A 26,381-nucleotide genomic window follows, 5' to 3' on the forward strand; every position below is an offset into this window, starting at 1 on the left:
CCCTTTTAATCCACGGAGTATTCCAACATGATGAAGAACCAACTGGCTGGCCTGATGAAGCAGGCACAAGCAATGCAGGACAATATGAAAAAGGCCCAGGACGCACTGGCGCTGGTGGAAGTGGAAGGCCAGTCCGGTGCCGGTCTGGTGAAGGTGGTGATGACCTGCAAAAACGACGTGAAGCGTGTTTCCATCGACCCGTCGCTGCTGGCAGACGACAAGGATATGCTGGAAGATCTGGTGGCGGCAGCTTTCAACGACGCCGTGCGCAAAGCCGAAGCGACTTCCGCCGAAAAAATGAGCGGCCTGACCGCCGGCCTGAATCTGCCTGCCGGCTTCAAGATGCCTTTCTAATCCGCTGCGCGCCGGCCCATGTCCAAATCGCTGGAGTTTCTGACGGAAGCTTTGCGCCGTCTGCCCGGCGTCGGCCCCAAGTCGGCGCAACGGATGGCATTTCATTTGCTGCAGCATGACCGCGAAGGTGCGGACATGCTGTCGCGCGCCTTGCAGCAGGCGGTGAACGCGGTGCACCACTGCGCGCTATGCAATACCTTCACCGAAGAAGAAGTCTGCGATACCTGCAGCGATGAGCAGCGCGAGCGCCATCTGCTGTGTGTGGTCGAGACGCCTGCCGATCAGCTCATGATCGAACAGACCCTGACCTACAAGGGCCTGTATTTTGTCCTGATGGGACGCCTGTCGCCGCTGGACGGCATAGGCCCCAAGGACATCCATCTGGAAAAACTGCTGGCCCGCGCCGCCGATGGTCTGGTGACGGAAGTGGTACTGGCCACCAATTTCACCAACGAAGGCGAAGCGACGGCGCACTACATCAGCGAGATGCTGAAAGCGCGCGGCCTGCGCGTGAGCCGTCTGGCGCGTGGCGTGCCCGTTGGTGGCGAACTCGAATATGTGGATGCGGGTACTATCGCCCGCGCCATGCTGGACCGAAGGGCTACGTGATGACGTCGAAGCAGGCCATGCCGCTGGCTGGCATCAAGGTACTGGAACTGGGCACGCTGATTGCGGGCCCTTTTTGTGCGCGCATGCTGGGTGAATTCGGCGCCGAAGTGATCAAGGTGGAGTCGCCGCAGGGCGGCGATCCGATCCGCACGTGGCGCGTGCTCAAGGATGGCACTTCGCTATGGTGGTCGGTGCAGTCGCGTAACAAGAAATCGCTGACGCTCAACCTGAAGAGCGAGCAGGGCCGCGCGATTGCGCGCCAGCTGGCGCTGGAAGCCGACATCATTGTCGAGAATTACCGCCCCGGTGTGCTGGAGAAGTGGGGCATGGGCTACGAGCAGCTCAAGGCCATCAATCCGGCCACCATCATGGTGCGCCTGTCGGGCTTTGGCCAGACCGGGCCGATGAAGGATTTGCCCGGCTTTGGCGCGATCGGCGAATCGATGGGCGGGCTGCGTTATGTGTCCGGTCATGCTGACCGTCCGCCGGTGCGGGTGGGCGTTTCGATCGGCGATTCGGTGGCGGCGCTGCATGGCGTGATCGGCGCGATGATGGCGCTGCGTCATCGCGATGTGACGGGCGGCCGTCTGAAAGGCGAAGGCCAGATGGTGGATGTGGCGCTGTACGAATCCGTGTTCAATCTGATGGAATCGCTGGTGCCGGAATACGACCATGCCGGTGTGGTGCGCGAGCGCACGGGCGGCGCCTTGCCCGGCATCGTACCGTCGAATACCTACACCACGCGCGATGGCGAGAATATCGTCATTGCCGGTAATGGCGACGCGATCTTCAAGCGCCTGATGCTGGCCATAGGCCGCATCGATATGGCGGGCGATCCTCAGCTGGAACGCAATGATGGCCGCGTCCAGCGCACGGCGGAAATCGATGGCGCGATACAGGCATGGTGCGACACCATGGATATCGATAGCGCGCTGACGGTGCTGAAGGCGGCCGATGTACCGGCAGGGAAAATCTATTCGGTGCGCGACATGATGACGGACCCGCAGTTCCTTGCGCGCCAGATGTTCGAGCAGCACCAGTTTGCTGATGGTACACCGGTCAAGCTGCCGGCGATTTCGCCCAAGCTGTCGGCTACGCCGGGGCAGACCCGCTGGATAGGTCCTGCGCTGGGCCAGCACAACGAAGAAGTGCTGCAGAGTCTCGGTTATAGCGGCGAGCAGATCGCCGCATTGAAGCGCGACGGCGTGCTTTAACGCTTTCGCAGGGCCGCGCTGCGCCATGCAGTGCTGTGGCAGGCGGGCAGGGTGACGTCCGGGCCCAGATAGGCATCGTCGATGCCGAAGTCATGCACGTGGCGATAGCCATGCCGGTTCAGCATGCGTTCGATATCGTAGCGTACCGGCTGGCGGTTGTGCTCCACTGTCAGGACCCGGATGCGGTAGGCATCGAAGGGGAAGCCGCGCAGGATGGCGAGTTCCGACCCTTCCGTGTCCAGACTCCAGTAATCGATGATGGCCGGTGCTGCATAGGCCTGCAGGATGTCGGCAATGCTGCGCGTGCTTTTGCGTATGCTGGCAGGCCGGGCACCATAACAGCGCTGCACATAGCGCCACATCATGCCGGGGTAGTGCTGGCGTATGCCGCCCAGCATGCCGGCGCCTTCCACAAACTCTACCTCGCCATCAGTTTCATCCAGACAGTCGGGCAGGCACAGGCAGCGCCGGTTCCTTAGTAATGCAGCGTAGTAGCGCGCATTGGGTTCGATGCAGATGCCGTTCCAGCCGTATTCGCGCTCCAGCAGCAGGGTATTGCTGGAAGTGACGCCGTCGGCTGCGCCGCTGTCGAGAAAGTAGCCACCGCGTAGACCGGCCAGCACCTGCAGCACGAAATAATCCTGTCCCAGTTGCGAGGCCATGGCTAGACCTTACGCAGGCGGCGCAGCGCGACCGAACGCCAGTGGCTGTGCTGCTGTTCCGGCGCAGGCAGCGCCATGTCTGCATGGCGCTGTCCGTATAGCAGGGTGATGTTGATGCGGCGGCTAGCGTAGTCGTCGCGGAAGTGGCAGCGTGCCGTGCCGTGAAACAGATCGGAATCGAAAATGATGGCGCGGTTCTGCCGGTAGGGTATGTAGCGTGCCTGTGCACCCATCGCGCTCAGATAGCGTCTGATCTTGTCAGGGCGGCGGTTGTATTCTTCAAATTGCCAGTCTGGTGGCGCCGCAATATCGTAGATATGCATGCCGCCGCTGGCGGGATCGAGGTTGGCCTGATCGGGCGTGATCCAGAAGTTGACATTGATAGCAGCGAAGTCGGCATGCACATCATCGCCCGGCATCCGGGCCGGATATTTGTAGGCCCACAGCTGTGTCAGACGGTGGCGCTGTCCGATTAAGACGGGCAGTGCCTCGCGCAGGCTGGCGGCCAGTTGATCGAGCAAGGGGCAGCGCAGACCTTGATGATAGAGCGCCCCTAGCCGGCCGTGCGAATAGCGCAGGGAATTCCATATCATGGATTCCAGACAGTAGGCGCGCAGGCTTTCCAGTGCTGGCGCGGACAGAAAATCGTCGATGACAGCGATGCTGGGCCGCTGCGCAAGATAGGTCTGTTCCACCGCACTGCCACACCAGTTCTGGCCCAGCACCTGAGCTATGGCTGGCGCGGCGCGGCGGTACAGCATGCGGTTGTAGAGGCTGCCGATGGCTCGCCGTTCCGTGGCGCGCCACTGCTGGCGCTTGCTGATGCCTTCCGCTTTGAGTTGGCGTGCAAGCTGGCGATAGCTTGCCGCTACTGCGCGATAGTCCTCGCCGAGCAGCCCGCGGGCGAGCAGGTATTCGAACTGCTCAGCATCGTGGCGCAATTTGGCGACGGTAAGCGGGGCGGCTGGCCGGTCAGGCGTGGGCAGGGCGGACATGGTGCGCTCAATCCTGTTCCTGCCGCAGTTGCGACAGGCTGGCGGGAATGTGTACGTCGTCCAGCCATGCTGCCTGAATTACCTCGGCGATCATTTCCTGCCAGTGGCTGGCGATGACGCTGCGTATGGCCTCGTCGTGATAAAGACGCTGGCACATCTGGCACTGGTGAGCATACATGCCTTCCCAGCGTATGGACGGGTCATGGCTGGCCGCCCACGCTACGACTCTGGCGGGACCCTGATAGTGTATCCACAGCTTGAGAAAGTCCTGCTCCGCTTCGCTGATGGCGCGCCGCAGGCAATGTGCTGCGCTGGTAGTACTGACATTGAGTTCGGGGATAGTACGCAGGCCCAGACCACAGCAGGCGCCAACGCGGCCATCGGCCTGCACGGTGTAGGTTTTCAGTACACTGGTGCAGCCACCGCGCATGGCCGCAACCTGCACATCGCAGGCGACGCCTTCCGGATACTGGTACACCGTGCTGTGATTGAGTGGCATCCATGGGCTGCTGAGGATGGTGAGATAGCCACGCTGCGCCGTTGTCAGACCTTGTAGCAGCGGGTGATTCTGCAGACATTCCGGGGTGATGGTGCGTGCCTCTTTTAGCTCCATCATGACGTGGGTGCGCAGATGGCGCTCGCAGGCGGCCACGCAGGCGTGCGCTACCCGCTCCAGCGGAACAAAGCGGATATGCTCGTCGCCGGTGCTGTAGTTGATTTCAGATAGGCCAGCGTCCATCAGGGCAGCCAGTTTGTTGTGTGCCACCGCGGCGCTGGTGGCCCAGTGGGCATTGGTGACCAGACGGACCGGCAGGCGATGGCTGGCCGCACGCTCGATGCCGCGCAGCAGCGTGTTCCATTCCAGCGTGGCTTCACCACCGGTGAAGACGACGTTGCAGAAGCCCAGTTCGCGCGCTTCGTCGATGGCAGCCAGTACCGTCGCCAGATCGAGGTGGCTCCGTTCTTGCGGGCTGGAGAGCGTACCGCAATCCGTGCAGGCTGCCGGACAGGTAAAGGTCGGCATGATGGAGAGGGTGCGGCTGCGTCGCTTTTGCTGCACCACATCAGCGCCTGCGGGCTTATTGGCCGGCTTCATACAGCTGTACTTCGCGCAGATCGAGCAGGCCGCGGGTCTCCAGTGTGATGGCATATTGGACCAGCGCTTCGATGGTGACGCGGACATATTCCTGTCCACGGTAGGGGTCATATTCCGAATTGTCGGTCCCGGTATCAGTGCCCTCGTCGGTGCCCGTATCCGTGCCGGTGTTCGTTCCCGTATCGGTGCCCGTATCTGTTCCGGTATCGGTACCCGTATCTGTTCCGGTATCGGTACCCGTGTCGGTTCCCGTATCGGTGCCATTGTCCGTGCCTGTGTGCGTTCCGCTCTGGGTGCCGGTATCGGTACCGACTTCAGTTCCTTCGTCCGTGCCGGGGCCGGTGCCTATGGTGGCCGAGCTGTGCTCGAAATTCTGCGTACTGTTGGAGTCGTTGATGGTGCGGTGATCGGTGGAAACGAGAAAGCCTGATGCGAAGATGGGGCTGCTGGTAAATAGCATGGCCTGCTCCATGCCTCCCAGCGCAAACGGGGAGGCGCGCTCGATGCTGGCGCGGATCAGGGCGATGATGGCATGCTCGTCGCCGTATTTGATGATGGCATTGCCGAACGCCGTCATGAACTCGCTGCGCGAGGGCGTGCGATGCTGGTTGGCGCCGGCGTAGTGGCGCAACCAGCGCCGCATGTCGCGGTTGGCGAGTACGGCATACACCAGCTGATTGCTGACCGATGCGCGTTGCGGCGGCAATTCCATACCCTCGGCATAGTCCGCCAGTACCTGTGCCGGATCGGTAATGAACTGCTCGCGCAGCAGATAATCGTGCGCCATGGCTTTGAACAGCGCCTCTACCCGGCGCGAGATGGCCGCCGCGTGCAGGACCAGCGGTTTGCGGCAGACTGGCCGCTCAGGTGTATACACCAGCCGGAAAGAATGTTCTTGCGGATCCATAGCGCCTCCAGTACAGAGCAGATTTGAATCTGTTCAGCATAGGATGACAGTAAAAACAATCTGCGATGGCGCTCAATCCTGTTCGGGGAACTTGCCTGCTCTGGCGCTGTCGCTGCCATCGAGCACAGGACGGTTAGCCAGCATCAGGGCGATGTTCTCCGGCGGTGAAGGGTGGCCCAGATAATAGCCCTGCACCATGTCGCAGCCATACTGTTCCAGCATCTGCAACTGCTCGCCGGTTTCCACGCCTTCCGCCACCACGTTCAGTTTCAGGCCGTGTGCCATGGCGATGATGGCGCGGGTGATGGCAGCGTTCTCGCTATCCTGCGGCAGGCCGGTGATGAAGCTTCGGTCTATCTTCAGCGCGCTCACATTAAAACGCTTCAGGTAGTTCATGGACGAATAGCCGGTGCCGAAATCATCAATCGACAGATAGACCCCGATGCTGCGCAGCCGTTCCAGCGTCTGCATGGTGGCCCGTGCATCGTCCATCAGCGTGCCTTCGGTCAGTTCCAGTTCCAGCAATCCGGCGGGCATGCCGCTGTCCTGCAGGGCTGATTGCACGATCTGGCTCAGATTCTCATCCTTGAACTGTTTAGCCGACAGATTGACGGCGATGCGTAGCGGCCGGTCGTCGCCATGCTGCCATAGGCGGGCCTGCTGGCAGGCTGTGCGCAGCACCCATTCGCCGATCGGGACGATCAGGCCGGTCTCCTCTGCCAGCGGAATGAATTCGGTGGGCGAGATGATGCCGCGTTCCGGATGGCGCCAGCGCACCAGCGCTTCGACGCTGACGATGGTGGCGCTGCCGACATCGATCTGCGGCTGGTAGAGCAGATACAGTTCGCCGTTCTGCAAAGCTTTGCGCAGGCCTACCTCCAGCTGGACGTGGCTCATGATCTGCATGGTCAGCGAGGAGCTGTATAGTTTGGCGTTGTTCTTGCCGCAGTTCTTGGCGTGGTACATGGCCGTATCGGCAAATTTGAGCAGACTGCTGCAGTCTTCGCCGTCTTCCGGATACAGCGCAATGCCGATGCTGGCGGTGACGAAGATTTCATGGCTGTCCAGCTGGAAGGGGCGGCACATGGCATCTTTGACGCGCTGAGCTACAGCCAGCGCATCGTCCACCCGTTCCAGATCGGGAATCAGGATGGTGAACTCATCGCCGCCCAGACGGGCCAGATTGCTGTCGTCCGCCTCGGTACGCGATACCAGGTCGCTAGGGCGTATGGTTTCGCGCAGGCGCTCCGAGACGGCTTTGAGCAGGTGGTCGCCCACATCGTGGCCCAGCGTGTCGTTGATGCGCTTGAAAGCATCGAGATCCATGAACAGCACGGCGAACTTGTGCTTGTCTTTGCGCGAACGGCGCAGTTCTGCTTCCAGCGTTTCGAGGAAGGCCTGCCGGTTGGGTATGCCGGTCAGGCTGTCGCAATAGGCCAGGCGGCGAATCTGCTCTTCGTTGCGTTTGCGTTCGCTGATGTCGCGCACCAGACCCAGTACTTCATTCGGGCCGGTTGCCACCAGCCGCGCTTCGAAATGGCGCACTGGCGCTGGCATGGCGTGTTCGCCCGCGCGCGCGCGCACAGGACTGCTTTGCGGCAGGGAATAATCGAGCGAGCCGACATGCTGGCTAGCGAGCACGCTCTGCACCTGCGCCAGCATCAGCTTTGCAACCGGTTCCGGCAGCACCTGCTGCAGATGCTGACCAACCCAGCCTTCGCTGGCGTAGCCGCAGCTGGCCTGGTGGCCCTGTTCGTAGTCCAGATAATAGCCATCGCGGTTGATGCGGAAGAAAGTGTCGGGGATGGCTGCCATCACGGCGCGGTGCTGGGCGTCGGCCAGACGCAGACGGGTGATGGCGTCGCTGGCGCGCAGTACGTACAGCACCCGATGGCCCAGTATCGGCCAGTTGATGGGCTTGGAGACAAAGTCGGTGGCGCCGGCCTCGTAGGCGCTGGTCACCGAGGCCAGTTCGTCGGCACCCGTCACCATGATGATGGGCACGCTGGCATGCTGTTCCTGCTGGCGGATGGCGCGGCACACGGACAGTCCGTCCATGCCCGGCATTTCCACGTCCAGCATCACCAGATCGGGCTGTTTGTGCTGGAAGCAGGCCAGTGCCCGCGTGCCATCTTCGGCTTCTACCGTATCGAGGCCCACCTGGCCCAGCATTTCCAGCATCAGCATGCGCATCACCGGGTCGTCATCGGCGACCAGCACCAGACCGCGTCGTGTCATGGGGGCAGCAGCCATATCAGGCTTCCTTTTCCAGTATCGCTTCCAGTACCTGCCGCGCGGACTGGAATTGCCGCTCTATGGTGGCTAGCAGCGGGGCGGCAGTGGCGCTGCTGTGCTGGCGGGCCAGCTGTTCCAGTTGCTTGCAGCTGGCGGCCAGCGCCAGTGCGCCGACATTGGCGCTGCCGGATTTGAGACGGTGGGCCAGGGCGCGCAGGGAATCGTCATCGTGGCGCTGCAGCGCCTGCGCCAGCGCCTGCAACTGTTCCGGCGTATCGCGCAGATAGGTCTGCAGGATTTTTTCGAGCAGGGCTTCGCCGTTGGCCGGACTTAGTGCGCGGATATTTTCCAGCGCCTCGCGCTGGATGGTGGCCGCTGTGCCGCTGGCACCGGTTTCCGCTTGGGCGGCGCTGTCTGGCTCCAGCCGGGCATGCGTGACGACGCCGTCGTCCTGATTCTGGCGCGGCAGATTGATCCAGCGCGACAGCGTGTGGCCCAGAGCCTGACGGGTGAAGGGCTTGCTCAGATAGTCATCCATACCCGCAGCGAGGCAGGATTCGCGGTCGCCCTGCAGCGCATTGGCCGTGATGGCAATGATGGGCAGTTTCTGGCCTTGTCCCTGCTGCTGTTCGTGGCGCCGTATGGCATTGGTGGCGGCAAAGCCATCCATGATGGGCATCTGGCAATCCATCAGCACCAGATCGTAGGCATCGTTCTGCACCGATTGCAGCGCCTGTTCACCGTTTTCGGCGCGGCTGACATCGAGCCCCATGCTTTCCAGCATGGCGCTGGCGACTTCCACATTGACCGGATTATCTTCTGCCAGCAACACCCGTCGCCCCTTGCGCTGGCGCGCCGGGCCGGTGCTGCTCTGGCTCAGAGGCGTGAGGCTGGTAACGGGCGGCGCCAGCCCAGGCAGTTCGCTGCTACTAGCCGTAGGCGTGACGCTGCCGAGCAGACATTCATAGAGATCGCTTGCGCGGATGGGCTTGATGAGCTGGTAGGCAACTCCCGCTGCTCGTTGCTGCTGTACGTCTGCAGCGTACCGGGCGCTGCTCAGCAGTATTAGGCGCAGGCTACTCAGGCGCGGTTCAGCATGGAGCGCAGCGGCCAGGGCCAGCCCGCTGGTGCGGGGCAGGTCCATTTCCAGTAGCGCCACATGGTAGGCGCTAGCATCGGCCTGCGCCTGCAGCAGGGTAGCGATGGCGGCGCTGGCGCTGCTGCTGGCGTGGGTAATCTGCCAGCGACTCAGCAACTGGGGCAGCAGATCCTGGCTGGAGTACTTGTCATCGACTATCAAAGCGCGGCACTCCCCGTTAGCGTGGCTATGTGACTGGTCGGCATCGATGCGACGCTTATCGAAATTTACCGTGAACCAGAACAGTGAGCCTTGCGCAAGCGCATGGTCTACGCCTATGCGCCCGCCCATCAGTTCGACGAGCTGTTTGGAAATAGCCAGCCCTAGTCCGGTGCCGCCGTGCTTGCGGGTGGTGGAGCCATCGGCTTGCGAGAATGAGTCGAAGATGTGGGCCCGTGCTTCGCTGGAGATGCCGATGCCGGTATCGCGTACCTCGAAGCGCAGGCCTATGCTCTGCTCATCTTCGGCGGTCACACTGACGGCGACGGTGATCTGCCCGCTGTCGGTAAACTTTACAGCGTTGCCAAGCAAGTTGTAGATGACCTGACGCAGACGGTTAGGGTCGCCACAGACGGCGATGGGAATGTCGGGCGCCAGCGCCAGTTCCAGCTGTAGTTGCTTGCTCTGTGCCTGTGGCGCGAACACATGCTCGATTTCCTCCAGCAGTGCGCGGAAATTGAAGTGGATGTATTCGACCGATAGTTTGCCGGCTTCGATCTTGGAGAAGTCCAGAATATCGTTGATGATGACCAGCAGATGTTCGCCCGAGCGCTGTACCATGCTGGTGTAGTGGCGCTGCTGTTCGCTCAGCGGAGTCGCCAGCAGAAGTTCCGTCATCCCCAGCACGCCATTCATGGGCGTGCGGATTTCATGGCTCATGGTGGCGAGAAAGGCACTTTTGGCCTGGCTTGCGGCTTCGGCCGCGTTCTTGGCTTTTTCCAGCTGCTCGGTGCGCACGCAGACCTGACGTTCGAGCTGGTCGCGATACTGTTGCAGCGCACAATCACGTGCCGCGACCTGCGCCAGCATATCGTTGAAACTATCGATCAGGTCGCCGATTTCATCCTTGCGCTGGTGCCGTATCGCGCCGCTGTGCTGGCCTAGACTGACTTGCCTCGCTGCGCTGATCAGGCCGGCCAGGGCGCCGGTCATGCTGTTCCTGAGGCGGGCTGCCATCAGCAGGGCCAGCAGGCATGCCAGCAGAGCGGCGCCTGCACAGGCAGCAAGATTGCGCAGCAGATCCTGCCACATGCGCGACTGGCTGGCCTCCAGCATGACGCTGCCGATATGCTGCTCGTTGCGTAGCACGGGGAGATACAGTTGCATTACCGGTAGTAGCTGCTGCTCCGGATAGACCCGCCGCAGCAATCGTGTGCCGCGCGCTTCGACGGGAATGCGCTCGGGCAGCCCGGTTGCGTTGCTTGCTGCTTCATTGCGATACTGCGCCAGCAGCTGTCCTTTGCCGGTGTATAGTGCCGCGCGCAGGATACGGCCATCGGCCGACAGGGCTGCGAGCGTGCTGCGGGCCTGTCGCTCATCGGCATATAGCAGGGCAAGTTCGCTGTTATTGCCTATCACGCCGGCGAGTGAAGCAAGCTGCTGGCGTTCCTCCTCGCTGCGGCTGAGGATGGAAAGGCTGGCGAAGGCGATAAACACGAGCAGCATGGCGCTGCCGGTAGAGAGCAGGGCAATTCTGGTCAGCTTACGGCTTAGGCCTGAACGTTCATTTTGGAACATTGCACGCAGTATCAGCAAGTGGTGGTGCTGCGTGGTGCGGCAGCGGGAGCGACATTCGGCCTGAAAGCGAAATGCCAATTGGAAAAATATAGCGTCCAACTGTCATCAGTATTGATCTGGATCGAAGTAGGGCACTATTGAGCTAGCGCAAAGGTCGTTCGACCTGGCGTTCCATGCTGGGACATGGCGCGGAAAAAGATATTATTTGTGGCGGAAGCCGTGACGCTGGCTCATGTAGGCCGGCCGCTGGCATTGGCACGCATGCTGTCGCCTTTACACTACGAATTACACTTTGCATGTGCCTCCGGCTACGAGGCCTTTCTGCCTGCCGGTAACATGGAATACTGGCCCATCCGTAGTATTTCAAGTGCGCAGTTCCTGGCAGCATTGGCTGCCGGCAAGCCTGTGTATGATGTGGCAACGCTGCAAACCTATGTGGAAGACGACCGGCGTTTGCTTGAGCAGTTGCGGCCCGCTGCCGTGATCGGCGACTTCCGCCTGTCACTGGCGGTCAGCGCAAGGCTGGTGGGTGTGCCGTATATCGGGCTGATTAATGCTTACTGGAGCCCGTATATTCCGCAGCAATATACGGTGCCCTCACTGGCCTTGTCACGCATATTACCCATTGCGCTGGCCAATGCGCTGTTTCGCGCCGGGCGGCCACTGGCGTTTGCCTTGCATAGCGTGCCGCTCAACCAGCTAAGGCGACGCTTTGGCTTGCCCGCCTTGCGCTACGATTTGCGTAGTCTGTATGCCGATGCGGATCAGGTGCTATACCCCGATGTGGCGGAGATGTTTGCGGCCACCAATTTGCCCGCTAATCATGCTTATCTGGGGCCGGTCACGTGGTCACCAGCAACGCCCGAACCTGCATGGTGGCACGGTCTGCCGCAAGACTTGCCGCTGGTATATGTGACGCTAGGTAGCTCGGGGCAGGGCGAATTGCTACCGCTGATATTGCAGGCGCTAGCCGAGTTACCGCTACGCCTGATGGTGGCCACGGCAGGGCAGGATATGCCGGATACCATACCGGAGAATGCCTATGTGGCGCGTTATCTGCCCGGCGAACTGGCAGCGCAACGTGCACAGCTGGTGATCTGCAATGGCGGCAGCCCCAGTACCCAGCAGGCGCTGGCTGCGGGCGTGCCGGTGCTGGGTATCGCCGGAAATCTTGATCAGTATCTGAATATGCAAGGCGTGCAGGCGGTGGGGGCGGGCCGGTGTCTGCGCTCGGATCGGCTACAGGCGCGGGTGCTGCGTGAGAGCGTGACACAGATGCTGGTGCATCCGGGTTTGCGTGCGGCGGCGTTGCATATGGCCCAGGTATTCCAGCAATATGATGTGGCTCAGCGTCTGCTTGCAGCACTGGACAGAGTGGGGGTGCGGGCGCTCGGCGCTAGATAAGGCGGGAATCGCTGCGTTGCGTGAGGCAAAGTGAGAAGCACGCTCATCCCGCCTGGATGGAAGCAGATGAGCGTTGCTGAGACGTATGGCCTTGCCTTGTGGGCCGAGCCAGTCAGGTCACGCCGCCATGGCAGGGCCCGTGGACGGGGCGCGGCGGCGATTACTCAGTGCCAGACCGGCGAAGCCGAGTCCAACCAGAGCCAGTGTGGCGGGCTCAGGCACCGCAGCGAAGCTCTGCGATGAATCCACCTTCAGGAAGGGAACGGTGGAGGGGACGGCACCATCCCACATGCTGGTGGGCGTGAAGAAGGACGGTACATTGGTCGTGCCCGTGAGTTTGTCGTTGAAGATGGACCCGGTGACGATGTCGAGGAAGGCAGGATCGACATAGTCGATCATGAAGCGCGAATCGAAGGAGCCGGTACCGACGGGACCCGTTGCCGTAAAGCTGGCATCGTTAAACACCAGATGGCCAGACAGGATCATGATGCCATCGCCATCAGGATCGCCGAGGCCGCCGCAACCGGCCGAGGTGATGCCTTCGCCATAGCAGCGCACGGTGTTGGTGCCATTGCCGGGGACAGCTTTACTGGCAGCGCCGGGGCCGATCTGGTCAAGGAAGATAGCGAGATTCTGTACACCGGCGCGCAGCGGGTCGACATCCATGGCAGCCGATTGCGAGGCGGGCATCGTGAAGTGGGCAGTTGTCGGTGTCTGGGCATCGACCAGTTCCTGGAAGCGCACCACTTTGCTGATTTCGAACGTGGTGTTCAGACCGGCGGGCGTGACCAGTGCCGGAATATTGCTGTTGGACATGGTACCGATGACCATTTGCGAACGCAGTTCCGTCAAATACGGCGCGGCGCCGCCGGGGCCGACCGTCAGGCCGGGGATGAAGCCCGTTGCCAGCGCGGTATCGGTCACGTTGGTCCACAGGTCGGCATAGGTGGTGTAGGTGCCGGTACCGGTGGGGTCCAGTCCTACAGTGGGGCCGGCATGTGCGGCCATGCTGCTGGCCAGCAGCGCACTGCCTAAGGCCAATTTGAGCTGTTTCATAAAGACTCCTGATCGGTGAGAACCCGGGAATCGGGCTCGCAACTCTGATAGAGCAAAAGCCCTGCCATAGTCTGGCGTCCCTTTGAAATCAATGGCTTGGCATCGGTAGATGGCGGGGGAATGGGCTGAGTGTCAAAAAAACCGACAGTGGTTCAGCCGTTCAGACTTTTAAGTTTGCGTGCCGGAATGCCGCCCCAGACTTCCCCCGCGCCTATCCGGCTATCCTTGGTGACGACGGCACCGGCGGAAATGATGCTGCCGTCGCCTATCTGTACGCCGGCCATGATGACGGCGGTAGCGCCTATGGTGACGTTGCTGCCGATTCTTACCGCCCGCAGTTCGAGTCGCTCGCCTTCGATCACATGGGAAAAGATCACGGCATCATGGCCCACGATGCTGTTGCTGCCGATTTCGGTGAGCGGCGGGTCGAGTATCACGCCGGCGCAGTAGGTATTGCTGCCTAATCTGGCACCCAGCGCCAGATAGAGCAGGCGCAGCAGCGGCACGGGTAGGAAATGGGTGCGGATGAGCGAGTTAAACAGCAGCAGATAGAACAGGATGTTGAGATTGGCGATGGTTTCTTCCGGCGTATGTTCGGCGACGCTACCTTCTTTGAGCGGCAGCACGAACAGTAGTGCACGGTAAATCAGAATGGCGTAGAGATAGACCAGCAGCAGCGCGCACAACACCAGCAGCACGCCGCGGAAGTCGCCTAGCGCAGGGGTGTCCAGCAGTGCCGTGGTGAGCAGGGCCAGTACCATGATCAGCAGTAGCAGGAGCAGGAACAGGGCTATCTGCCGGCCTTTGATGGCGCGCATTACGGACTCCCGTGCGGATCGTACAGCAGCTGCTGGAGCGGCAGCCGCAGCGAGCGCGCCCGTGCGGCCGGACCGGCGCCGATACGGCCCATGAAGATGGCCTGATCCCATGCGCTATCGCCAACCAGCGCTGCGCCACGGCGCGAGAGACTGGCGGCACGTTCCTGCATGCCTGCCGTGGCAGAAAAGATGCGGCCATCGCGCACATAGCGCGCGAAGATCAGCGGGGTCAGTTCCGGCTGTAGCTGCAGGCCCAGACTGGTAGCAGTCAGCCAGAAACGCTGCACGGCCCGGCCCGCCTCGACAAAATCATCGATGCGTTGCGGCCGGCGTGGCGCTGTCAGCACGAAGTGGGCGGCGCAGGCCAGACCCGGTAACAGGTCCATCTGCAGACGTGGCGCCAGCGTGCCAGCCAGCCAGCGGTTGAAAAAGGCAACGCGCTCCCAGCGCTGCATAATCCACTGCATCAGCCTGGCCGTGATGGCATCCACCCCTAGTGCTTGCGACGGAATGCGGGCGATGCTGTAGCGCGCATTCCAGTCGATCACGCTGCGATGCACCTGCCACGCTTCGGGCATGGTGAGGCGCAGGGCGGCGTTATCGAACATCAGCCAGGCCGCCTGACGCCGGGCCGCTCCTTCCAGCCAGTAGACGTGATAGCCGCCGGGCAGTGCAGTGTCCAAGGTGATCCGCTCGGTGGAGCTCAGTGCGCGCCGGCTCAGTGCACGGCGCTGGACGCTGCGGGTGCGGATGAAATCTGCCAGCGGACTGGCCTCCAGCAGCGGCGCGGGCAGCAGGTCGATGCTGAAGCGTGGGTGCTGCTCAGGCGCTTCCGGCTGGCGACTGGCGTGTAGCTGCAGGCGGAAGCGGCTGGCGGCAATGGCCATGGTTTCCAGTAGTGCGCCGAGCGACAGCTGGCTGGGGTGGCCATCGAGGTCGTACACGCAATGCTCGCGCGTATCGTGGCCGTGCACGATCAGACGGCGCGGGCCGAGGATCTCGAAGCGCCATGGCTGGGTGTTGTCGCCGCTGGGCGCCCAGCGTGCCAGGTCGAGGATCTGCTCCAGCGTAGGGTCCAGCGCGGAGTCAGGCCGATTCATGGATGTACTCCGCGCCGCCGCCGGATAAGCCACATGGACAGTTGCTGCAAAGGGTTGCGGTAGCCGCCCGGTCGCCAGGTGCGTACCATGCGGTGATGGTAGGCATCGAACTGGTAGCCGGATGGAGCGCCAGCAACCGGCCCCCGCTGCAGCAGTATCTTGAGCGCTTCCGTTGCGGCCACACCGGCGCATAGTTCGCAGCCCATGATGGTGGACGGACCGCGCTGGGCCTCCAGATCGATGCTGGCCGGATCGACCAGATAGCTGCCATGCAGCCCCGCCGGCGCCAGCCCCACCAGAAAGCGCAGTGCTTTTTCGGTATCGGGCAGATCTCCCCAGCCGAAATAGTCGTCGAAACTCATGCCGCCGGGGAGGAAATTCAGCAGTGCCGTGCCCATGCCTAGCGGCGCCGCGGTAATTGCGGGGATGCTCCGTTCGGCACAGGCTGCGAATACCGCTTGTCGTGCGCCGAAAGCGAAAAAATCCAGCCCGTCGACATACAGATCGACGCCATCGAGGAAGGCGCCTAAGTTACCGTGATGGACACCATCGCGGAACAGGGCCAGTTGCAGTTCGGGGTTGATATCGCGCGCCAGCGTGGCCAGTACCTCCACCTTGGGCAAGCCCAGCGTGGTGACGGTCGCGCCTACCTGACGATTGAAGTTGGCCAGATCGAAGCGGTCGAAATCGGCAATATGGAAAGCGCCTATGCCCAGCCGTGTCAGCGTGAGCAAATGCACGCCGCCCACCCCGCCCATGCCGGCGATGGCGATCCGCTTGCTGCGCAATATTGCCTGCTCGGCAGGCGTGACCCAGCCAAGGTTGCGGACAAAGGCGAGTGGATAGGAAAAGGCGGGCGGCATCAGCATCCTCCGCGCGGCGGACCGTGCCGCGCCTGAAGATAAGACCGCTGCCACCCGCTCGAGGTTCCCTGATCGGAAAAAAATGAGGGCAGGCCGGACATCCGTGCAGACGCTGCACCTATGTCCGACCTGCCCCTTTGCTACGTTTTGCTACGCCTTGCTGCCGCCAGCCTAGCAGCAGCCGCCGCGCTTGCCGGCACCGCCGTAGCGGGCTTCCTGGCGTTCGCGGAAAAATTCCTCGTACGTCATGATGGGCTCGCCCGGATGGGTGGCTTCGCGGTGGCTCACATAGGTATCGTATTCGGGCAGGCCCATCATCAGCCTTACGCTCTGGCCCAGATAGCGCCCTGCCTGAACGATTTCGCCCAGCATTACCGGGCTCCGCTCGCCAGTACCAGCGGGCTTTCCTGCGCCGTCGGGCCACTGGCTGCCTGGGCCTTGAGCACGGTGCGGATGCCGAACACCAGGATGCTCAGTACCACGATGACGAAGAAGCCTGCCAGCGAGGCATCGAGATAATCGTTGAAAATTACCTGCTGCATCTGTGCCATGGACTTGGCCGGCGCCAGCAATTTACCCTCGGCATAGGCGGCCTGATATTTGGCAGCGTGGGCGAGGAAACCGACTTTAGGATTGGCCGCAAAGATCTTCTGGATGCCGGCGGTCAGCGTGCACATCAGCAGCCACACGGTCGGTACCATGGTGACCCAGGCGTAGCGGGCGCGTTTCATCTTGAACAGCACGCAGGTGCCGAGGATCAGCGCAATCGCGGCCAGCATCTGGTTGGCGATGCCGAACAGCGGCCACAGGGTGTTGATGCCGCCCAGCGGATCGACCACGCCCTGATACAGGAAGTAACCCCACGCGGCCACGCACAGGCCGGTGGCGGTCAGGTTGGCGACCACGTTTTCGGTCTGTTTCATGGCGGGCACGAAAGCGCCCAGCAAGTCCTGCAGCATGAAGCGGCCGGCACGGGTACCGGCATCGACGGCGGTGAGGATGAACAGCGCTTCGAACAGAATCGCGAAGTGGTACCAGAACGCCATCATGGTCTGGCCGCCGATCACGTTCGACAGGATGTGGGCCATGCCCACGGCCAGCGTCGGTGCGCCACCGGCACGCGAGATGATGGTGTGCTCGCCGACATCTTTGGCGGTCTGGGCCAGCATTTCCGGTGTCACGTAGAAGCCCCACTGCGTGATGGCCGCGGCGGCGGAGTCCACCGTGGTGCCGATGAGGGCAGCCGGGCTATTCATGGCGAAGTAGACGCCCGGTTCGATGGTCGATGCGGCCACCAGTGCCATGATGGCGACGAACGATTCCATCAGCATGGCGCCGTAGCCGATGAAGCGGGCATGGGTTTCGTTCTCGATCATCTTGGGCGTGGTGCCGGACGAGATCAGCGCGTGGAAGCCGGACACGGCGCCGCAGGCGATGGTGATGAACAGGAAGGGGAACAGCGAGCCTGCCCAGACCGGGCCGGTACCGTCGATGAACTTGGTCATGGCCGGCATTTTCAGGTAAGGCGCAACGATGATGATGCCGATGGCCAGACCGACGATGGTGCCGATCTTCAGGAAGGTGGACAGGTAGTCGCGTGGCGCCAGCAGCAGCCACACCGGCAGTACGGAGGCGACGAAGCCGTAGCCTATCAGCATCCAGGTCAGCTCGGTGCCGGTGTAGGTGAACATTGGTGCCAGTGCCGGATTTTCCTGCACGATCTGGCCGCCGAAGATGGCAGCGATGAGCAGCACGAAGCCGATAACCGACACTTCGCCGATGCGGCCAACCCGGATGTAGCGGGTGTACACGCCCATGAACAGGGCGATAGGGATGGTGGCCATCACGGTGAAGCTGCCCCATGGCGAACCGGCCAGCGCTTTCACCACGATTAGTGCCAGCACGGCCAGAATGATCACCATGATCATGAAGGTGCCCAGCAGGGCGATCAGGCCCGGTACCTGGCCCAGTTCGGACTTGATCAGGTCGCCCAGCGAGCGGCCGTCACGGCGGGTCGAGATGAACAGCACGATGAAATCCTGTACCGCGCCGGCGAAGACTACGCCGGCCAGTATCCACAGCATGCCGGGCAGATAGCCCATCTGCGCTGCCAGCACGGGGCCGACCAGCGGGCCGGCGCCGGCAATGGCGGCGAAGTGGTGGCCGAACAGCACATATTTATTGGTCGGCACGTGGTCCAGACCGTCGTTCAGACGCTGGGCCGGGGTCAGGCGGCGCGCATCGAGGCCCAGTACCTTGTCGGCAATGTACAGGCTGTAGAAACGGTAGGCGATCAGATACACGCAGACGGCGGCGATAACGATCCAGATGGCGCTGATCGATTCGCCGCGCTTGAGCGCGACAACGCCCAGCGCTGCCGCGCCGCACAGGGCGAGGGCAGCCCAGCCTAGCCGCGAAGCCAGGGTGGTGGGCGCACGAGGGGTGATAGTTTGCATACTTCCTCCAAGGATAGTGTTGCTGCTCCGTAAAAACTGGAATGCTGGCAGCTTATGAACAGTATTCAGGAATCGCATATCGCTCACAAGCGCAGCAATACGCAAATGCGCTGCGTATAACTACGTAGTGGGAAGTGGCCGCCTGCGCGTAAAATCGCATCATTTCAACGGAGCAGGATCGCTATGCGTCTGCGGCAAAAAGTACTGTTTCTGGCGATTACGCCGCTGATTCTTGCCCTGTGCGCCATCGCGCTGGCAGTGTGGCACCAGTCGGAATTACTGGCCCAGCAGCAACGCAGCACCATCCAGCAAGCCTATCTGAGCAGCAAGGAAGCCGAGCTCAAGCACTACGTCACGCTGGCCCAGCATTCGATTGCGCATCTGTACGATGCCGGGCGGGATGATCAGGCGGCGCGCGAAGAAGCCAAACGCATCCTGTCCAGTCTCAGCTACGGCGACGACGGCTATTTCTTTGTCTACGATATGCAGGGCAATTCGCTGATGCACCCGCGCCAGCCCGAGCTGGTGGGGCGCAATCTGTACGACCTGCGCGACGAACAGGGCCAGCCCACCATCCAGAAACTGCTGCAGCGTGCGCGCGAGGGCGGCGGGCTGCAGCGCTATATGTGGGTGAAACCGTCCACCCATAAGCCGGTTGCCAAGCTCGGCTACGTGGTGCCGCTGCCGCGCTGGGGCTGGATGCTGGGCACCGGCATCTATCTCGACGATGTGGATCAGGCGCTGGCCAAGGTCGATGTCCAGCAGTCGGGCAACATCCATAACACCATGCTGTGGATAGCCCTGATCGCGATTGCGGCGGCGGTGGTGGTGGCCAGTTCGGGCGTGGCGCTCAATATCAGCGAACTGCGCGTGGCCGATGCCAAGCTCAAGGTGCTGGCCCAGCGCGTGGTGGAATCGCAGGAAGAGGAGCGTGCCCGCCTGTCGCGCGATCTGCACGACGGCATCAGCCAGTGGCTGGTATCGATCAAGCTGCAGATCGAGGCGGGCATGATACGGCTGTCCTCCGGCCAGCCGGGCCAGAGCGACGCGGCGCAGGCTGTCTTCGAGCATGCGGCAGATCAATTGAGCAATGTGATGGGGGAAGTGCGGCGGATTTCCCATAATTTGCGTCCCGCCATCCTCGACGATCTGGGGCTGGCTGCGGCGCTCAAACATCTGGGGCAGGAATATACCCATAGCAGTGGCACCCCTGTGCAGTTCGAGGCCAGCGGCGCCACCGACGGGCTGTCCGATGTGGCCAATACCGTGCTGTTCCGGCTGGCGCAGGAGGCGCTGACCAATATCGGCCGCCATGCCGCAGCACAGCACATCGGGATTACGCTGCGCGGCGATGCCGAAGGCGTCAATCTCTGCATCCGCGACGATGGCAAGGGCTTCGATGCCGAGGGCATCGCACTGCACCCTCAGCGCGGAATCGGATTGCGCAATATGATGGAGCGTATGGATGCCATAGGCGGGCGCTTCGCTATCGAATCGGGCGCTGGCGGCACCGTGCTGACGGCGTTTGCCGCCAACGACAGTTAAATCAGAACGAGGAAAGCGTGATATGACGGGGACGATCAAAATTCAGCTGGTGGACGATCATCCGCTGGTGCGCGACGGCTTGCGCGCACGGCTGGAAGCGATGCCGCAGTTCCAGGTGGTGGCCGAGGCGGGCGGGGCGGCCGAAGCGCTGGAACAGGCAGCCCAGATCGACATCGATCTGGTGCTGATGGATATCAATATGCGTGATACCAATGGCATCGAAGCGACCGCCCAGTTCCGTGTCGCCTTCCCCTGTATCGCCGTGCTGATTCTGTCCATGCATGACAAGCTCGAATATGTCTCGCAGGCAATCCGGGCGGGGGCGCGCGGCTATGTGCTTAAAGATGCTCCCGGGAAAGATATCGTGGTCGCCATCGAAACGGTGATGTCCGGCGGGATTTACTACAGCACCGCACTGGCGCGCCAGCTGGCGCAGCCGCAGATGCCGGATATGCAGCTCACCACCCGCGAACAGGAAGTGCTGCGCCATCTGGCAAGGGGCGAATCGAACAAGCAGATTGCCCGTGCGCTCGATCTGAGCGTGCGTACCGTGGAAACCCACCGTCTCAACATCAAGCGCAAGCTGGGTATAGAAGGGCAGGCTGAACTGATCCGCTTCGCGGTGCAGCATGGCTAGCCCAGGCATTGTTGCAGAGAAAGCAGAGTCTTACTTCTAATTCCGTTGAGCAATTTTTAACTGTGCCTGTTTGCCGGAAAAACTCTGTTATATTGCTGCTCGGTTATTTTTTACCCCGTGTTCGTGGCTTTTCTGGTCCTAGATTGGTCTTATTTACAAATGCAATCCTTCCAGATGGTAATTGATTGCTTTATGTTAATTCTTCCACTAAGATTGTGAGCTCAACTATCCAAGAGAATCTGATGTCTGCGTCTGAAACGAGCTTATTCCCGCTGGTAGCTTTGCATGCGGTGTCCAATGCGCACAACGAGTGGGTAGCCCTCACCGTAGAGCCCTCCGCAGACGCAGGCGATGTCTGGCAGAATGCCTTGGCTTTGCTGAAGACCAGCGACGTGCTCGATGCCCTGATGCCGCTCGATTGCATCCTGCCTGTGCCGCAGCCAGCCCAGCTGGAACTGTCGCAGCTGGAAGGTTTGCCGCCTAACCGCCTGATCCTGCGTGTGCCGGCCGCTGCCGTGGCCGAGGTGCCCGTGCAGAAGAAGCTGGCCAGCTACACGGAAGCAGGCTACCGCATCATGATCGACGGTCTGGCCGGCATGGCGGCCACGCTGAGCGGCGCCAAATCGCTGATGTACGACGCTTCGACTTCGCTGCCGCCCGTGCTGGCGCTGATCGGCCAGCCCGGCCCCCATCTGGCCAGCAATATACAGAGCGAACAGCGCATTGCCGAATGCGCCAAAGCTGGCTTTTCGTGGTTCAGCGGCGATTTTGCCCTGCATCCGCCGCGCGACCTGAATGCCAACGACGGCACTTCGCGCAAGCGCCTGCTGGCGCTGCTGGGCTTGCTGGCACGCGATGCCGATTCGCGCGAACTGGAAGTGCTGCTCAAGCAGGATCCGGCGCTGTCCTACCATCTGCTGAAACTGGTGAACTCGGCGGCGTTCGCGCTCAGTTCGCCTATCCACAGCTTCGGCCAGGCCATCAATGTGCTGGGCCGGCGCCAGCTGCAGCGCTGGCTGCAGCTGCTGCTGTATGCGCGCCAGCAGGATGACGGCAAGGCTAATCCGCTGTTGCCGCTGGCTGCAGTGCGGGCCGCGCAGATGGAAGCGCTGGGCAAGGCGCTGGAGTGGGAGCGCGACCAGCTCGACATGGCGTTTGTGACGGGCGTGTTCTCGCTGCTCGACGTGCTGCTCGATATGCCGATGACGGAAATCGTCGCCGCCCTGAGCCTCGATCTCGATGTGGTGATGGCGCTGCTGGATCGTGGCGGCGCATTGGGCGAGCTACTCAAGCTGGTGGAGCAGCCGGACCGTGCTGCACTGGAGCAGGCGGGGATAGAACCGGCCACCTACTGGGCCACGCAGCTGCAAGCCTACCAGTGGGCCATTCAGGTGAGCCGGAACATATAAGCGATGCTCGCGCCTCCATCCTCCGATTTTCTGAGTTACAGCGCGGCACTTTGTGACGCGGTGCTGCGCTTGCGCGGCACAGCACTCAGCGAGGAGTTAGGGCGCATCGTACGGGCGGTGATGCACAGCCCGCTGGGCGAATTCATCCCCGTCGACGAGCAGGCGTTGCTGCTGGAGCCGCCGGTGATCGAAGTGCTGGCGGCGAATGATGCAGCGGTGCCCAGCCTGACGCAGGAGATTAGCTACGAGGCGCAGATTTTCGGCCGTTTCGTGGTGTCGGGGCGGGCCGAGTACACGGATCTCGACCGTTCTCATCTGACTGCGCTGGCCCATCTGGCCGCCGGTGTGCTGCATACCCAGTCGCTGGCCCAGCGTTCCACCCATGCCTTTGCGCAGGTGGAGAACCAGCTTCAGCATCAGGCCCAGATACTCGATCACATCCACGAGTCCGTGCTGACCATGGACATGAACGGCTTCATCATCAGCTGGAACAAGGGCGCCGAACGGCTGTTCGGCTATAGCTCGGTGGAAGCGGTTGGACGCAATATTCTGTTCCTCTATGAAGACGAGGACGAGAGCATCGACGATACCTTCCTCGAACAGGGCGGACGGCTGATGGAGGTACGGCGCAAAAAGAAATCTGGCGAAGTATTCTGGGCCAGCCTGTCGCTGTCGCCGCTGCGCGATCCTAAGGGTCGGCCTATCGGCCTGATTGCCTATCTGACCGATATCACCGAGCGCAAGCTGGCGGAAGAACGCATCCACCATCTGGCGTATTACGATGCGCTGACCAATCTGCCTAACCGCACCTTGCTGACCAAGCTGGTCGATCAGGCGCTGACGGTGGCCCAGCGCAGCAAACTGCATGGCTGCGTGCTGTTTATCGACCTCAACCGCTTCAAGCTGATCAACGACACACTGGGGCGGGAGATAGGTGACGGACTGTTGTGCGAGGTGGCGCGGCGTTTTCGTGCCGTGCTGCGCGATCAGGATCTGGTGGCGCGACTGGGCGGCGACGAGTTTGCCATCGGCCTGTTCGATATCGGCCAGCACTTCGAGGCGAGTATGGTGGCACAGAAGCTGCTCGCAACATTGAATACGCCTTTCCTGATCGACGGCCATGATCTGCGCGTAGGCGGCAGCATAGGTATCAGCGTGTATCCGCAGGATGGCAGCGATGCCGAGACCCTGCTGCGGCTGGCCGATATTGCCATGTACCGCGCCAAGCAGGAGGGCGGTGCGGAAGGCGACCAAGTGGCCTTCTACAGTCAGGACATGAATCAGGGCATGCAGGAACGCATGCGGATCGAAACGGGGCTGCGGCAGGCGCTTAGCAACGGCGAACTGCTGCTGCATTACCAGCCTAAATTCGACATCGCCAGCGGCCGCATCATCGGCGCCGAAGCGCTGGTGCGCTGGCGCCATCCGCAGCGCGGGCTGGTGCCGCCGGCCGAGTTCATTCCGCTGGCCGAAGCTACAGGGCTGGTGGTGCAGGTAGGCGAGTGGGTGCTGGAGCAGGCCTGTGCGCAGGCGCAGCGCTGGCAGCTGGCGGGGCTGGCGCCGGTGCGGCTGGCAGTGAATGTGTCGGCGCGCGAGTTTACGGCCAGCCTGCCGGGGCGGGTGCAGACGACATTGCAGCGCTATGGTCTGGCGCCTGAATGGCTGGAACTGGAAATTACCGAGAGCACGCTGATGAGTAATATCGAGCGTGTCATCGGCATCATGGATCAGATCACCGCGCTCGGAGTGACGCTGTCGCTGGACGACTTTGGCACCGGCTATTCCAGCCTGTCCTATCTCAAGCGCTTCCCCATCGATACGTTGAAGATCGACCGCTCGTTCACCATCGGCATACCGGAAGATACTAATGACTGCGCTATTGCCAATACCATCATCAGCATCGCTCAGCAGCTCAGGCACAAGGTGATCGCTGAAGGCGTGGAGACGGCCGAGCAGCTGGAATTCCTGCGCCAGTCCGGCTGCAACGAGGTGCAGGGCTATCTGTTTTCGCGTCCGCTGGAGGCTGATGCGTTTGAGCTTGCCATGCGGCAGAATCTGGCAGGCGGGCAGGCTAGCCGCGCAGCCTGAGCTTGTAGCGGCGGAAAGCGCCCCAATTGCGGGTGAAGAATGTATAATGTTGCACGTTCAGGAAACGTGGCCGAGTGGTTGAAGGCAGCAGTCTTGAAAACTGCCGACGGTTTGCGCCGTTCGTGAGTTCGAATCTCACCGTTTCCGCCAGATACACATTTAAGCCGCTGATTTTAAGCGGCTTTTTTGTTTCTTGCGGATGCCGATATCTTGGATTGCAAACTACCATATCTTAAGAATTTAACGACTTGCGGAACGACGTTGCGCAACTTTGCTATTTCGCAGGCTTCACAAGCTCGCCAGTTCGACGATCAACGCGCTTGGTTATCCGCGCTACTGGCACTAGCGTAGGTGTTGAGGCGCGGCGCCGTAGAAGAAGGGCAGGTGCAGGGTTAAGAGACTAGTTGCTTAAGCAAAGTCGGAATTAGCTGGGCGAACAGAACCGTGGTTACCACCCAGAGGATAATCGCGGTTTTGGCTTCCAGTATCTGTGCTTTGGTATCTGTGCGCAGCAGGTCAAATTTGAGGTCTATTTGTAGGCCGAGATTTACGAAATCGCCTCGCAGTTGATTGAATTCTGCCCGTAGTAGATTGAAATCTGCTCGCAGTTGATTGAAATCCTCCCGAAGTAGATTGAAATCGCCTCGCAGTTGATCGAAATCTACTTTAAGTGTGCCGTAGCCTGCTTGCAGTTCATTTAACTTGCTCTGAAAGTGCTCGAACTTTGCGTACATTTCACTGCGCAATGTCGCAATCTCTGCACTGATCTCGGCTTTCACCTGCGCGAGGTCCGCTTTGGTTGCGTAGAGGGATTTGATCGTCGCCAGATCGGCTTTGATCACCTCGAGATCCGTTTCCAGTTTTGCAAAGGTCTGCTCCATGGCTTTATCCTCGGCCGTTTTTACATCATCGTCAATCGAATTACGTGGTCGCGCCGTTTCTTTCGACAGGGCGGCCTGCAGATGTGAGGTTACGGGCTTGCTCATTTGGATACTCGCAGACGCGTTGGGTTAAGAATACCTCGGGTGCCGCGGGGGGAGGGTATGGCTTATCCTGATGCTGAAACTGTCTGTGGCGTTTGTGGAGGCGCAAAGGTGTGTGGGCTGCGGAATAAAAAAAGCCGGCGCGAGGCCGGCTTTCTGTTGAGGTGCGAACTGGCTTAATCGCGGCTACCGCCGAAGATGCCCAGCAGCGACAGCAGGTGGGTGAAGATGTTGTAGATGTCCAGATAGATGCTCAGGGTGGCGCGGATGTAATTGGTTTCACCGCCGTTCACGATCTGCTGCACGTCGTACAGGATGTAGGCCGAGAAGATGGCGATGGCGATCACCGAGATCACGATGGCCAGTGCCGGAATGCCAAGGAAAATATTGGCAATCGAAGCGAGCAGGATCACGATCAGGCCGGCAAAGGCCCAGCTCGCTACGCCCGAGAAATCACGCTTGGACACGGTGGCGATGCTGGCCAGTACGGCAAATACCGATGCCGTACCGCCGAAGGCCGTCATGATCAGGAAAGGGCCATTCGCGTAGCCCAGGATGCGCGACAGCAGCGGAGTCAGCATCAACCCCATAAAGAAGGTGAAGCCCAGCAGCAGGGCGACGCCCATGCCGGAATCCTTGTTTTTCTCGATGCCCCAGATAAAGCCGAAGGCTATGCCGAGGAACAGTAGGGCCATCAGACCACCGCCCAGCGGCAGCTGCAGCGACACGCCTAGCGCGGCGCCAAAGATGGTCGGCACCATGGACAAGGCCAGCAACCAGTAGGTATTGCGCAGCACTTTGTGCTGGACGAGTTGACGGCCAGACGACAGATCGTAAGTATTTTGCATATTATTCATGAGCTTATCTCCCTCTTGGTGATTCGGGTACTGCTTGCCAAAAGCATAGCATGTCTGTGCAAAATTGCGCAAAGATCAGGGCTTTGGGCGCTTAGACTAGCCTTAAACTAGCCGCTTCGGAGTTAAAATTGCCGCTAATGCAAGCTTATCTGACCCCGATACTCGGTAGTTGGGGTGTTCTATGGTAAAATTAAAGGTTGATTGAGTTATCAATTTTG

Annotated in this window: 22 protein-coding genes and 1 tRNA gene; 9 read left to right on the forward strand and 14 right to left on the reverse strand. The window is 61.1% G+C overall.

Annotated features, from left to right (window positions below):
- Nucleotides 1–27 precede the first annotated feature (27 nt).
- The 3 genes from GTP27_RS17420 to GTP27_RS17430 are packed head-to-tail and all read left to right on the forward strand — an operon-like array spanning nucleotide 28 to nucleotide 2,177.
- Nucleotides 28–354, forward strand: coding sequence for a YbaB/EbfC family nucleoid-associated protein (locus GTP27_RS17420; RefSeq protein ID WP_161040434.1), 327 nt, complete (start codon nucleotides 28–30; stop codon nucleotides 352–354).
- Nucleotides 355–372: 18 nt separating this feature from the next.
- Nucleotides 373–963, forward strand: a complete 591-nt coding sequence (recR, locus tag GTP27_RS17425) for a recombination mediator RecR (RefSeq protein WP_161040435.1) — start codon at nucleotides 373–375, stop codon at nucleotides 961–963.
- A complete protein-coding gene (locus tag GTP27_RS17430) occupies nucleotides 963–2,177 on the forward strand; it encodes a CaiB/BaiF CoA transferase family protein (RefSeq protein WP_161040486.1) in 1,215 nt (404 codons plus the stop codon). The genes recR and GTP27_RS17430 overlap by 1 nt, the downstream gene beginning before the upstream one ends.
- Here GTP27_RS17430 and GTP27_RS17435 read toward each other — a convergent pair.
- From GTP27_RS17435 to GTP27_RS17460, 6 genes are all read right to left on the reverse strand, one after another.
- The gene (locus GTP27_RS17435; protein ID WP_161040436.1) at nucleotides 2,174–2,839 is read right to left on the reverse strand and encodes an FkbM family methyltransferase; all 666 of its coding nucleotides are present in this window, start codon (nucleotides 2,837–2,839) and stop codon (nucleotides 2,174–2,176) included. The two genes, GTP27_RS17430 and GTP27_RS17435, sit on opposite strands and share 4 nt — an antisense overlap.
- Before the next feature lie 2 nt (nucleotides 2,840–2,841).
- Nucleotides 2,842–3,834, reverse strand: coding sequence for a hypothetical protein (locus tag GTP27_RS17440; protein WP_161040437.1), 993 nt, complete (start codon nucleotides 3,832–3,834; stop codon nucleotides 2,842–2,844).
- Between the two features lie 7 nt (nucleotides 3,835–3,841).
- The gene (locus GTP27_RS17445) at nucleotides 3,842–4,930 is read right to left on the reverse strand and encodes a radical SAM protein (protein WP_161040438.1); all 1,089 of its coding nucleotides are present in this window, start codon (nucleotides 4,928–4,930) and stop codon (nucleotides 3,842–3,844) included.
- Nucleotides 4,914–5,837 carry a hypothetical protein gene (locus GTP27_RS23650; RefSeq protein WP_202416896.1) on the reverse strand — a complete coding sequence of 308 codons (924 nt, stop codon included), beginning with the start codon at nucleotides 5,835–5,837 and terminating at the stop codon, nucleotides 4,914–4,916. Before GTP27_RS23650 ends, GTP27_RS17445 begins: the two co-directional genes overlap by 17 nt.
- A gap of 72 nt (nucleotides 5,838–5,909) precedes the next feature.
- The gene (locus GTP27_RS17455) at nucleotides 5,910–8,090 is read right to left on the reverse strand and encodes a putative bifunctional diguanylate cyclase/phosphodiesterase (RefSeq protein WP_161040439.1); all 2,181 of its coding nucleotides are present in this window, start codon (nucleotides 8,088–8,090) and stop codon (nucleotides 5,910–5,912) included.
- Between the two features lies 1 nt (nucleotide 8,091).
- Nucleotides 8,092–10,875 (reverse strand): hybrid sensor histidine kinase/response regulator, encoded by a 2,784-nt coding sequence (locus GTP27_RS17460; RefSeq protein ID WP_308495298.1) that lies wholly within the window; start codon nucleotides 10,873–10,875, stop codon nucleotides 8,092–8,094.
- A 291-nt stretch (nucleotides 10,876–11,166) separates the two neighbouring features.
- Here GTP27_RS17460 and GTP27_RS17465 point away from each other — a divergent pair, with 291 nt between their 5' ends.
- Complete coding sequence (locus tag GTP27_RS17465; RefSeq protein ID WP_371865945.1) at nucleotides 11,167–12,351, forward strand: glycosyltransferase; 1,185 nt, start codon at nucleotides 11,167–11,169, stop codon at nucleotides 12,349–12,351.
- Between the two features lie 117 nt (nucleotides 12,352–12,468).
- Here the strand turns inward: GTP27_RS17465 and GTP27_RS17470 are convergent, their stop codons facing one another.
- From GTP27_RS17470 to GTP27_RS17495, 6 genes are all read right to left on the reverse strand, one after another.
- Nucleotides 12,469–13,407, reverse strand: a complete 939-nt coding sequence (locus GTP27_RS17470) for a PEP-CTERM sorting domain-containing protein (RefSeq protein WP_161040442.1) — start codon at nucleotides 13,405–13,407, stop codon at nucleotides 12,469–12,471.
- Between the two features lie 152 nt (nucleotides 13,408–13,559).
- Nucleotides 13,560–14,225, reverse strand: a complete 666-nt coding sequence (locus GTP27_RS17475; RefSeq protein ID WP_161040443.1) for an acyltransferase — start codon at nucleotides 14,223–14,225, stop codon at nucleotides 13,560–13,562.
- The gene (locus GTP27_RS17480; RefSeq protein WP_161040444.1) at nucleotides 14,225–15,325 is read right to left on the reverse strand and encodes a nitroreductase family protein; all 1,101 of its coding nucleotides are present in this window, start codon (nucleotides 15,323–15,325) and stop codon (nucleotides 14,225–14,227) included. The genes GTP27_RS17475 and GTP27_RS17480 overlap by 1 nt, the downstream gene beginning before the upstream one ends.
- A complete protein-coding gene (locus tag GTP27_RS17485) occupies nucleotides 15,322–16,188 on the reverse strand; it encodes a ThiF family adenylyltransferase (RefSeq protein WP_161040445.1) in 867 nt (288 codons plus the stop codon). The genes GTP27_RS17480 and GTP27_RS17485 overlap by 4 nt, the downstream gene beginning before the upstream one ends.
- Before the next feature lie 171 nt (nucleotides 16,189–16,359).
- Nucleotides 16,360–16,560, reverse strand: coding sequence for a YbdD/YjiX family protein (locus tag GTP27_RS17490; RefSeq protein WP_155436495.1), 201 nt, complete (start codon nucleotides 16,558–16,560; stop codon nucleotides 16,360–16,362).
- On the reverse strand, nucleotides 16,560–18,644 hold the full coding sequence (locus GTP27_RS17495) for a carbon starvation CstA family protein (RefSeq protein ID WP_161040446.1): 2,085 nt from the start codon (nucleotides 18,642–18,644) through the stop codon (nucleotides 16,560–16,562). The genes GTP27_RS17490 and GTP27_RS17495 overlap by 1 nt, the downstream gene beginning before the upstream one ends.
- A 183-nt stretch (nucleotides 18,645–18,827) precedes the next feature.
- On the opposite strand from GTP27_RS17495, the gene GTP27_RS17500 reads away from it, so the two are divergent.
- The 5 genes from GTP27_RS17500 (at nucleotide 18,828) to GTP27_RS17520 (ending at nucleotide 24,473) form a co-directional block, all read left to right on the forward strand.
- Nucleotides 18,828–20,189 (forward strand): cache domain-containing protein, encoded by a 1,362-nt coding sequence (locus GTP27_RS17500; protein WP_161040447.1) that lies wholly within the window; start codon nucleotides 18,828–18,830, stop codon nucleotides 20,187–20,189.
- 22 nt (nucleotides 20,190–20,211) lie between these two features.
- The gene (locus tag GTP27_RS17505; RefSeq protein ID WP_161040448.1) at nucleotides 20,212–20,826 is read left to right on the forward strand and encodes a response regulator; all 615 of its coding nucleotides are present in this window, start codon (nucleotides 20,212–20,214) and stop codon (nucleotides 20,824–20,826) included.
- Between the two features lie 242 nt (nucleotides 20,827–21,068).
- The gene (locus GTP27_RS17510; RefSeq protein ID WP_161040449.1) at nucleotides 21,069–22,235 is read left to right on the forward strand and encodes an EAL and HDOD domain-containing protein; all 1,167 of its coding nucleotides are present in this window, start codon (nucleotides 21,069–21,071) and stop codon (nucleotides 22,233–22,235) included.
- Between the two features lie 3 nt (nucleotides 22,236–22,238).
- Nucleotides 22,239–24,323, forward strand: a complete 2,085-nt coding sequence (locus tag GTP27_RS17515; protein ID WP_161040450.1) for a putative bifunctional diguanylate cyclase/phosphodiesterase — start codon at nucleotides 22,239–22,241, stop codon at nucleotides 24,321–24,323.
- Between the two features lie 60 nt (nucleotides 24,324–24,383).
- Nucleotides 24,384–24,473, forward strand: a tRNA-Ser gene (locus GTP27_RS17520).
- Nucleotides 24,474–24,715: 242 nt separating this feature from the next.
- On the opposite strand, the gene GTP27_RS17525 is transcribed toward GTP27_RS17520, so the two are convergent.
- Both GTP27_RS17525 and GTP27_RS17530 read right to left on the reverse strand, forming a co-directional pair.
- Nucleotides 24,716–25,309, reverse strand: a complete 594-nt coding sequence (locus tag GTP27_RS17525; RefSeq protein ID WP_161040451.1) for a coiled-coil domain-containing protein — start codon at nucleotides 25,307–25,309, stop codon at nucleotides 24,716–24,718.
- Between the two features lie 173 nt (nucleotides 25,310–25,482).
- Nucleotides 25,483–26,163 (reverse strand): Bax inhibitor-1/YccA family protein, encoded by a 681-nt coding sequence (locus GTP27_RS17530; protein ID WP_161040452.1) that lies wholly within the window; start codon nucleotides 26,161–26,163, stop codon nucleotides 25,483–25,485.
- Nucleotides 26,164–26,381: the final 218 nt, after the last annotated feature.

The organism is Duganella qianjiadongensis, assembly GCF_009857915.1.
GTDB lineage: Bacteria > Pseudomonadota > Gammaproteobacteria > Burkholderiales > Burkholderiaceae_D > Rugamonas > Rugamonas qianjiadongensis.